Origin of the sequence: Streptomyces sp. NPDC059909, assembly GCF_042730885.1 — a bacterium.
Taxonomy (GTDB): Bacteria; Actinomycetota; Actinomycetes; order Streptomycetales; family Streptomycetaceae; genus Streptomyces.
On sequence record NZ_JBHWKX010000136.1, the window covers coordinates 1 to 9,839 of the forward strand.

General features: G+C 69.8%; 9 protein-coding genes and 1 pseudogene. 9 read left to right on the plus strand and 1 reads right to left on the minus strand.

Annotated features, from left to right (window positions below; genetic code table 11):
• Positions 1 to 284 precede the first annotated feature (284 nt).
• The 9 genes from ACFV9O_RS38425 (at position 285) to ACFV9O_RS38465 (ending at position 8,337) form a co-directional block, all read left to right on the plus strand.
• Positions 285 to 524, plus strand: coding sequence for a hypothetical protein (locus ACFV9O_RS38425; protein WP_385427174.1), 240 nt, complete (start codon positions 285 to 287; stop codon positions 522 to 524).
• Positions 524 to 901, plus strand: a complete 378-nt coding sequence (locus ACFV9O_RS38430; protein ID WP_385427177.1) for a fic family toxin-antitoxin system, toxin component — start codon at positions 524 to 526, stop codon at positions 899 to 901. The genes ACFV9O_RS38425 and ACFV9O_RS38430 overlap by 1 nt, the downstream gene beginning before the upstream one ends.
• 624 nt (positions 902 to 1,525) lie before the next feature.
• Entirely contained in the window at positions 1,526 to 2,752 is a 1,227-nt protein-coding gene (locus ACFV9O_RS38435) for an acyl-CoA dehydrogenase family protein (RefSeq protein ID WP_385427180.1), read from the plus strand.
• Between the two features lie 5 nt (positions 2,753 to 2,757).
• The gene (locus tag ACFV9O_RS38440; protein ID WP_385427183.1) at positions 2,758 to 3,990 is read left to right on the plus strand and encodes a CaiB/BaiF CoA transferase family protein; all 1,233 of its coding nucleotides are present in this window, start codon (positions 2,758 to 2,760) and stop codon (positions 3,988 to 3,990) included.
• Positions 3,987 to 4,769: a crotonase/enoyl-CoA hydratase family protein gene (locus tag ACFV9O_RS38445; RefSeq protein ID WP_385427186.1), complete on the plus strand. Its 783-nt coding sequence runs from the start codon at positions 3,987 to 3,989 to the stop codon at positions 4,767 to 4,769. Before ACFV9O_RS38440 ends, ACFV9O_RS38445 begins: the two co-directional genes overlap by 4 nt.
• Before the next feature lie 67 nt (positions 4,770 to 4,836).
• Positions 4,837 to 5,823, plus strand: coding sequence for a 3-hydroxyacyl-CoA dehydrogenase NAD-binding domain-containing protein (locus tag ACFV9O_RS38450; RefSeq protein WP_385427189.1), 987 nt, complete (start codon positions 4,837 to 4,839; stop codon positions 5,821 to 5,823).
• Positions 5,820 to 6,746, plus strand: coding sequence for a 3-hydroxyacyl-CoA dehydrogenase (locus ACFV9O_RS38455; RefSeq protein ID WP_385427192.1), 927 nt, complete (start codon positions 5,820 to 5,822; stop codon positions 6,744 to 6,746). Before ACFV9O_RS38450 ends, ACFV9O_RS38455 begins: the two co-directional genes overlap by 4 nt.
• A 494-nt stretch (positions 6,747 to 7,240) precedes the next feature.
• Positions 7,241 to 7,429, plus strand: a complete 189-nt coding sequence (locus ACFV9O_RS38460; RefSeq protein WP_385427194.1) for a hypothetical protein — start codon at positions 7,241 to 7,243, stop codon at positions 7,427 to 7,429.
• 236 nt (positions 7,430 to 7,665) lie between these two features.
• Positions 7,666 to 8,337, plus strand: a complete 672-nt coding sequence (locus ACFV9O_RS38465; RefSeq protein ID WP_385427197.1) for an enoyl-CoA hydratase-related protein — start codon at positions 7,666 to 7,668, stop codon at positions 8,335 to 8,337.
• 304 nt (positions 8,338 to 8,641) lie between these two features.
• Here ACFV9O_RS38465 and ACFV9O_RS38470 read toward each other — a convergent pair.
• A pseudogene (locus ACFV9O_RS38470) lies at positions 8,642 to 9,342 on the minus strand (SDR family oxidoreductase).
• Between the last annotated feature and the right edge of the window lie 497 nt (positions 9,343 to 9,839).

Sequence of the window (9,839 nt, forward strand, 5' to 3'; positions counted from 1 at the left end):
GGAACGTCGTACTCAGGGCCGGGCTGGTCCTTCCCGACGTGGCCTGAGCCACCGACAGGAGAAGCCCCCGGATTTATCCGGGGGAGGAGTCACGTGTCACCGCTGCCTTGGAGGAGGTGGCGGTCTTCTGGCATCGGTTGCCGCACCAGGCACCAGGCCGGGCACCTCGATGCCGGTTACGAACGCCTCATTGCGGCCCTCTTCGACGGGGACTGGACGGACAAGACCGCCACTTCCGGCGCTGTCACCTGGACAGCTTGGTAACAGATGTTACCATGCGTGGTATGGCCAAGACACAGCTGGGTGCACGCGTCGATCAGGACGTCGCGGAACTCGCGAAGAAGCGCGCCGCCGACCTCGGACTGAGCATCGGGGACTACCTCGCCCGCCTCGTGCAGGAGGACGCCAGCGGCCTGCGCGCCCGCGCGGTGGACGCCGCCGCCCGCTTCCTTACCGAGCACCAGGCGGTCTTCGACGAGGCCGAGGATGCCCAGCAGACGCCTCCCGGAGCGCGCGCCGCCTGATGGAACTGCACATCGACGTTCCCTGGATTCTGCAGGTCGCCGAGGTGGCCGGCGCGGACGATCCCGCTCCCGACGACTACGGCGTCCCTGTCGCGGCTGTCGCCCGGCACCGGGCCGAACTCTTCGAACAGCCTGTCTACGACGGCCCATACGCCAAAGCTGGCGCCCTGGTGCACACCCTGGGCCGCTGCCGCTGGCTGGAGCGCTCCAACCTCGCCGTGGCCGCCGCCACCGGCGTCATGTATCTCGAAGCCGCCGGCATCGCCGTCAAGCCCACCCGCGACGACGCCATCGCCCTCAAGGACCTGCTCCTCGACCCCGCCTGCACCGTCGCGAGGATCGCCACGCTGCTGCGGACCTGGCCCACCACCACCTGACTTTCGCAGGCACGGAGCCGCTTCCAGGGTGCCGGGCCGGTCGGCGACGGCCCCAGCAGGGAGCTGAAACGCCACCCGCCCGACCGGAACAGGGGGCCTGCGAGAGGAAGCAGCGGCAGAGACGGAAGGCGCACAGATCTTGGCAGCGATCCGTCGGCAGGCTGCCCAAGAACCGCGTGAACCCGAGCACCGGTTCATCGTGGGCAAGGACGAGCAGGCCCGTTGCCCAACTCCGGATAGGTGGCACCGGCCCGGGCGGCGATCGAGCAGGCCGCCGAGGCCCAGCGCCACCTCATCGAGGGCGGACCCTTCGGCCGGGTGCTCCTCAGCCTGTGATGACGGACTGACCGCCATCGACACCTACGCGCCGGCTCCAGCACCACCACCGACATGGCGTTCCGTCAGTCCTGGCAGTCCTGGCAGTCCTGCCTCACTCTTCCGCACCGGCGGCGACGGGCCACTGGGGTGGTCCGCGGCGACACAGCACCCCTGGGCGGCGCGGAACCGGGGGACCGGCCACGGATCCGCGTTTAATCGCGCCCGAGAACCGAAGCGCGGGGCGCCGAGAGCGCTGACGGGCGCGGATCTCCGGGCCACGCCCCACAGCGCTTGAGGGAGATTGCAATGAGCGGCACAACGACCCTGCCGACACCGTCCGGTCCCTACCTGGACAAAGGGCTGATGCCCGCCGACTTCTACACCTACGAGGAGCTGCTGTCGGACAGCGAGCGGGAGAAGGTCGAGTCCGTCCGCGAGTTCCTCCGCACGCAGGTCGACCCGATCGTCGACGACTACTGGGCCCGGGCCGAGTTCCCCTTCCAGCTGGTCGAGGGCTTCGGGAGGCTCGGTCTGATGAACTGGGCCGACCCGGACTCGCAGGAATCCAGGCCGAGCAACCTCTTCGCGGGTTTCATGGCGTTGGAGCTCGCGCATGCCGACGCGTCGGTGGCGACGTTCTTCGGCGTGCACACGGGCCTGGCCATGGGCACCATCCTCACCTGCGGCTCCGAGGAACAGAAGCGGCGGTGGCTGCCGGCGATGAGCCGCTTCGAGAAGATCGGCGCCTTCGGGTTGACCGAGCCGCACGGCGGCTCCGACGTGGCCGGCGGTCTGGAGACGACCGCGCGCCGCGACGGCGACGCATGGATCCTTGACGGCGCGAAGCGGTGGATCGGCAACGCGACGTTCGCCGACCTGGTCGTCATCTGGGCCCGCGATGTCGAGACCCGTCATGTGCTGGGCTTCGTCGTGGAGAAGGACACCCCCGGGTTCACCGCGACGAAGATCGAGAAGAAGATGGCGCTGCGGATCGTGCAGAACGCCGACATCGTGCTCGACGGCTGCCGTGTTCCGGAGGCCAACCGGCTGCAGAACGCGAATTCGTTCAAGGACACCGCCAAGATCCTGCGCCAGACACGCAGCGGCGTGGCGTGGCAGGCCGTGGGTGTGATGTTCGCCGCCTACGAGATCGCCCTGCGGTACGCGAAGGAGCGGGAACAGTTCGGGCGCCCGATCGGGGGCTTCCAGCTCGTGCAGGACCTGCTGGTGAGGATGCTCGGCAACGCCACGGCATCGTGCGGGATGATGACGCGCCTGGCCCAGTTGCAGGACGCCGGGGTGTACCGCGACGAGCAGTCCGCCCTGGCGAAGGCCTACTGCACAGCGCGGATGCGCGAGACCGTGGGATGGGCGCGCGAACTGCTGGCCGGCAACGGCATCCTCCTCGACTACAACATCGGCCGCTTCGTCGCCGACGCCGAGGCCATCTACTCGTACGAGGGCACGCGGGAGATCCAGACCCTCATCGTCGGACGCGCCGTCACCGACGGCCTGAGCGCCTTCGTGAGGTGACAACGATGACCACCGAATCCGTCTTCACCGGCCTCAAGGTCCTCGACGCGTCGAGCTTCATCGCCGCACCGGCCGCGGCCACCGTGCTCTCCGACTTCGGAGCGGACGTCATCAAGATCGAGCCGCCGGGACAGGGCGACCCCCAGCGGCGGCTGAGCTCCGTGCCGCCGAGTCCCCGGGCACAGGCCAATTACAGCTGGCACCTCGCCAACCGCAACAAGCGCGGCATGGTGATCGACCTGAAGTCCCCGGCGGCCACCGAGGTCCTCAAGCGCCTCGTCGAGTGGGCCGACGTGGTGATCACCAACTTTCCGCACGGCACGCGCGAGAGGCTGCACCTCGGCTACGACGAGGTTGCGGGCTGGAACCCGCGGGTCGTCTACGCCGACATCACCGGCTTCGGGGATACCGGCCCCGACGCTGGGCAGCCGGGCTTCGACCTGACCGCCGCCTGGTCGCGCAGCGGGCTGCTGGCCTCCACCCGGGACGCGGGAGCCCCGCCGACGGTGCCGGTCTGGGGCAGCGGCGACTACATGTCGGCGATCGCCATCTACGCGGCGATCGTGACCGCCCTGTACCGCCGTGAGCGGACCGGACAAGGAGCCAGTGTCGGGACGTCGCTGCTCGCCATGGGCGTCTGGGCCACGGGAACGCTCGTGGCCGGCGCGCTCGCCGACGGCACACCGTTCGAGCTGCACGACCGCAACGCGCCGGCGAACCCGCTGATCAACCCCTACCGGACCGCGGACGACGAGTGGTTCATGCTGGTCGCCTCACCCTCGCACTGGCCGGGACTGACGCGGGCCATCGAGCACCCCGAACTGCTCGAGGATCCCCGTTTCGCGGACATCGAGGGCTTCGTCGAAAACTCCGCCGCGCTGAGCGAGCTGCTCGACACCGAGTTCCGCTCGCAGCCCTTCGCCCACTGGAAGGACGCCCTGGCCAGGGAACGCATCACGTACAGCCTCATTCAGACACCTGAGGAGGCCGCGCAGGACCCGCAACTGCGCGCGAACGACATCGTGGTGCCGCTGGAAGGAGTCAGCGGGCTGGAGGAAACCATCAGCAGCCCGGTCAATCTCCGGGGGGTGCCGAAGGTGCCGGCGAAGCGAGCGCCCGATCTGGGCGAGCACAACGACGAGATCCTTGCCGAGCTGGGATTCGGCCTCACCGAGATCGCCGAGCTGCGCGCCAAGGGAGCGATCCCCGGCGCGACGGAAGCGGAGGCGCCGCGATGAGCACCGCGTCCGAAGCGTCCGACATGGTGCTCCACGAGCGCCGCGGTGGCGTGCTGACCATCACCATCAACCGCCCTGACCAGAAGAACGCCGTAGACCACGAGGCCGCGGTACAACTCGCCGCAGCCGTGGATCTGCTCGACGCGGCCCCGGAGCTGTCCGTCGGCGTACTCACGGGCGCGGGCGGGGTGTTCAGCGCCGGCATGGACCTGAAGGCATTCGCCAAGGGCGAGCTGCCGGTGATCCCCGGCCGGGGATTCGGCGGGCTCACCGGCACGGCGGTGCGCAAGCCGTTGATCGCCGCGGTCGAGGGCTGGGCGCTCGGCGGCGGCTTCGAGATGGTGCTCGCCTGCGATCTGATCGTCGCGGCGGAAGACGCCCGGTTCGGGCTTCCCGAGGTCACGCGCGGTCTCGTGGCGGCAACGGGCGGACTGGTCAGGCTGCCGCGCCGCCTTCCGTACCACGTCGCCATGCGCGTACTGCTCACGGGTGAGCCGCTGACCGCCGCCGAAGGCAAGGGGTACGGGCTCGTCAACGAGCTGACCCCGCCCGGCGCCGCGCTGGACAAGGCCCGGGAGCTGGCGGGGCGGGTCGCGCGGAACGCACCGCTGGCGCTGGCGGCCGTCAAGGAGGTCGTGCGCGAAACAGAGGGCCTGAACGAGAGCGACGCGTTCAGAAACCAGGACGAGCTCACGAGCGGGCTGTTCTCCAGCGAGGACGCGCGGGAAGGCGCGCGGGCGTTCGCGGAGAAGCGCGCCCCCGTCTGGCACGGCCGCTGATACCAGCCACCTCAGCCGGCTCCCTCCGCTACCGCCCACGTCCGATTTCCAGGAGCAGTGACCAGCCATGAATGCGCACAGACCCGTCCACCGCGTGGCGATCGTCGGCACCGGCACGATCGGTGCGAGCTGGGCGACGCACTATCTCGTCCGAGGCTTCGACGTGACGGCCACCGACCCGGCCCCGACCGCGGAGGCGGCCCTGCGGTCGTACGTGGAGGCGGCATGGGACGCGGCTGCTGCGATCGGTCTCGCGCCCGAGGCCTCGCCCGATCGCCTGAGCTTCACCGCGGACCTGCGTCAAGCCGTCGCGGACGCCGACTTCGTACAGGAGAACGGGCCGGAGCGCCCGGAGCTCAAGGTCAAGCTGTTCGCCGACATCGACGACGCCACGCCGCCCGACGCGATCATCGCGTCGAGTTCGTCGGGCATCACGATGAGCGTCATCCAGGCCGAGTGCCGGCGTCCGGAGCGGACCGTCATCGGTCATCCCTTCAACCCCCCGCACATCATCCCGCTGGTCGAGGTCGTCGGCGGGACGAGGACCGCCCCGGAGACGATCCGGGACGCCATGTCGTTCTACGCTGCAGTCGGCAAGAAGCCGATTCACCTCAAGAAGGAGCTTCCCGGGCACGTCGCCAACCGTATCCAGGCCGCGCTGTACCGCGAGGTCGTGTACCTGGTCCAGGAGGGAGTGCTCGACGTGGCGGACTCCGACGACGCGGTGTCGTGGGGGCCGGGGCTCAGATGGGGTGTCATGGGCCCCCATCTGCTGTGGCATCTGGGCGGAGGAGCGGGCGGCATCCAGCACTTCATGGACACCCTCATGCCGCGGATGGTGGAGTCCTGGCAGCAACTGGGCACCCCCGAGTTCACGCCCGAGCTTGAGGAGGAGATCGTCACCGGCGTCCTGGAGGAGGCGAACGGCCACTCGGCCGACGAGCTGGCCGCCCGGCGCGACGCGATGCTCTCGGCCCTGCTGGCCGTGCGCGCCCAGCACGACCCGTCCGGCCCGAGCGCCGCAGCCGGTCACCCGGCGAAGGAGGGACCGTGACGGGGAGCCAGGAAAGACTGTTCGTCCTCGAGGCCAGCAGTGGCGGTCGGCTGTTCTCCGTGAACCCCGACGGCTCCGACAAGAAGGTCGTCGTCACCGGGTGCAGGGTCCCCGACGGGGTCGCCGTCGATGTCGTGGCCGGGCACATCTACTGGACCAACATGGGCTCTCCGCCGGAGAACGACGGCTCGATCGAACGCGTGGACCTGGATGGAGGCAACCGCACGACGATCGTCCCCAGCGGCGTCACGCACACGCCGAAGCAGCTGTATCTCGAGGCCGCCGGCCGGAAGCTGTACTGGGGCGATCGTGAGGGCATGCGCGTGATGCGCTGCGACCTCGACGGCTCGCACGTCGAGACCCTCGTGCAGACGGGACACGGAGAGGACGACCGCCGCGACGAGACCAAATGGTGCGTGGGAGTCACCGTCGACCCGGTCGGCGGACACCTCTACTGGACACAGAAGGGCCCGAGCGACGCGGGACTCGGGAAGATCCTACGGGCTGGGATCGACCTGCCCGCCGGGGAGAGCGCGGCCGAACGCGGCGACATCGAGGTGCTGTTCGAGGGGCTGCCGGAGCCGATCGACCTGGAGTTCGACCTCGCGGAGCGCATGCTGTACTGGACGGATCGCGGGGACCCGCCCCGGGGCAACACCGTGAACCGCTCGCCGATGCACCCGCCGGACGGGCAGCGGACGCCCGAGATCCTCTTGACCCACCTGATGGAAGGCATCGGCATCGCCCTCGATCCGGACGGCGGCCGCATGTACGTGACCGACCTGGCCGGCAACGTCTACGCGGCCGGTCTCGACGGATCGAACCGCAGGGAGATCCTCGTCCTGCAGGGCAACCTCACCGGCATCGCCCGTGCCGTGCTGCCGACCGGAACGAGGGTCCAAGGAGCGAGTAACTCCCCCTGAGAATCGGTGAGTTCAGGGCGGCGTATCGCGCCCACCATGGACCGTAACCAGGTGATCTTTGAAGGCGGACCCTCAGCCGGCAAGGCGCGTGCGGTCACCTCTTGCATGTTCTATGCCACACATTATAAGCTACCGCTTAGTAGTTTTGGTGGGCCTCCGCACCACCAAGTCAGGAAGAAGGCGCCCGGCATGGCAGGCCGAGCGTTCGATTACTTCTGTTCCGTCACCGCCGGTCGGCGTTCGGCGAGGAGGATGGCGCGTGAGTCTGCCTAAGAGCGACAGTCGCAAGCGGATGGTCCTCAGTGCTGCCGCGTTGCCGCGCGAGTACGGCGCCATCGCCACCAGCATTGACCGGGTGCTCGCACACAGCGGGGCCCCGCGTGGCTCGGTCTACTACCCCTTTCCTGGCGGACGGGCACAGCTGATCGACGAGGCGGTGGCGCAGGCGGGCGATTCCACGGCGGGTCGACGCCTGGGCACAGTCCGACGATCCGGTGGAGGCGATCGACTCCTTCTTCCGGCTGTCGCGCCACCGGCTCGTCGACAGCGGCTTCCGGGCGGGCTGCCCGATCGTGGCGGTGGCGTTGGGGCCAACGACGACGCGCCCCAGCTGGTTCGCTCCGCCGCCGTCTTCGCCCGCTGGCAGGAGGCGTTCGCGGCCCTGTTCCTCCGGCACGGGCTGACCGAGGGGCGGAGCCGGAGCCTCGCCGCCTCCGTCATCGCCTCGGGTCGAGGGCGCAGTGATCATGTGCCGGGCCGAGCAGAGCACCGCCCCGATCGAGGCAGCCGCCGCCGAGATCCACGATCTGCTGGTCCACGCCCTGCGCGGCCGGCCCGACCCGGGGCACGCGCCTCGGCCGCGACCCCCGCTGCCCGATCTCACCCTTCCCCACGCCACGCAACCCTTCCAGGAGCGCACATGCCTACCCTTGACCGCCAGGACAACGTCTTCGTGCTCGATCTCGGAGACGGCGAGAACCGCTTCCACCCCGACTGGATCGCCTCCGTGGACGCCGCCCTGGACGAGGTGGAGAAGGCAGAAGGGCCGCGTGCCCTGGTGACCGCCGCGACGGGCAAGTTCTACTCCAACGGTCTGGACCTGGAGTGGCTGTCCGCCCACCCCGACCAGCATCGGGGCTACGTCATCTCCGTTCACGAGCTCTTCGCCCGCATGCTGTCCCTGCCGGTGGTCACCGTGGCCGCCCTGCAGGGGCACACTTTCGCCGCCGGCGCGATGTTCTCCCTTGCGCACGACTTCCGTGTCATGCGCGCCGACCGGGGCTACTGGTGCCTGCCCGAGGCCGACATCAATATCCCCTTCACGCCCGGCATGTCCGCCCTGATCCAGTCCCGGCTGGCGCCGCAGACCGCGCACGAGGCCATGCTCACCGCCCGCCGCTACGGTGGGTCGGATGCTGCGGCCGTCGGCATCGTCGACCGGGCGGTCGCCGAGGACGCCGTGCGCTCCCAGGCCATGGAGATCGCCCAGGCACAGCTGAGCAAGGCCGGCGGCACCCTCGGCACCATCAAGGCGCGCATGTACGGCTCGGCCCTGGCGACCCTTCGCGACACGGCCAACCCGCTCGGCTGACGCCGCCGACGAACGACGGAGGGCGCCGGGCCCCACTGCCGCGGGTGCCCGGCCCACCACATGGACCACCTGGGCTCGCAGAGCCGTGAGTACTGCACAGTCCTTGTGCCAGACGCGTGCCAGATCGGGCGGGGAATCACAGGGATCACCGGAGCAGGCGCAGCGCTGGCGTCCCGGCGGCCGGGGCATGGGCGGCCCGTCCGCAGCCCGGTGCAGGACAAAGTCCCTGATGCTGTCGCGGCACCGCCGCAGGTGTGGCCACGGCGGCTACCTCCCTCCGGGTGCTTCCGGTACTGCGGGCCAGTCAGGCGCGGGCGCCCAACTGCGGGTACAGGGCGCCGAGGTGACCGGACAAGGCGGCTTTGACCTGGCGGCTCATGTCATCGGCCAGGACCTCGTACGCTCCCGCCTCGATGCCGTCCGGAGCGAGAGCGGCGATCTTGGCAGGGTCGGCCTCGGGGCCGACCAGGCCCGCGGCGAGCTGCGTCTCCATGAGGCCCACGTGCAGGCCGAGGGTCCCCTGCTCGGCGAGCGCGACCCGCAGGGAGTTCGTCAGGGACCACTCGGCGGACTTGGCCGCGGTGTAGGCGGTAGTGGGAGGGCGAGCCAGGACAGCACCGACAGCACGTTGAGCAGCGCGCCGCCGCCGTTCCTTGCGAGGACGGGCGTGAAGGCGCGGCTCATGCGGAGCGTACCGAGCACATGCGTGTCGAACTCGCGCTGCCAGTTGTCCACGGCGCTTGCCAGCACGTCCCAACCGGTGTTCAGCCCGGCGTTGTTGATGAGCAGGGTCACATCGGGGGCGGTCTCGGCCGCCGCGCTGACCTGCTGCGGGTCGGTGATGTCGAACCGAACCGGTATGACCCCCGGAGTGCTGACGGACTCCGGGTTGCGCGCCCCGGCGTAGACCTTGGCCGCCCCACGCTCCACAAGAGCCTTGGCGAACTGCTCTCCCAGGCCGCGGTTGGCGCCGGTGACCAGCACCGTCTGACGGCTGACGTCCAATTGACCGCCATTTCGGCCCCGAGCAGCCCTCGGCCTACTTCGTCGACCGACACACCGGACGCGTCGCCCGCCACGTGGCCGTCGACGAGAACACCGGCAAACCCATCACCCACCACGACTACCGCCTCGACCCCAACCCTGCGGCGCATCCAGGACAGCACAGCGAGCTGAGCCCTCGTCTCTTGCCGCCGCCTCCCACCGCGGGGCGAGACCCTGCTGGCGCGATGCCGCCAGGATCCGCGTACCCGGACCGCGTCGCACCGCCCTTGCACTGGCGTCGATCACCAGGGCCTCCTTGGCCTCGCCACTCACCACCCCCCGGGAGGGAGACCTCACGGCCGAGGCGGACGGCGACCCGTCGGCAATTTCAGCACGATCTAGCGCGGAACCCCGGGCGTTCACGACTCCGTTGGGAAATGCGTAAACCGGTGGGTGTGATCTTGTCGTCAGGCGGCGAGTTGGAGTCGGGCGAGGTGCGAGGTGCGGGTTCCGCCGAG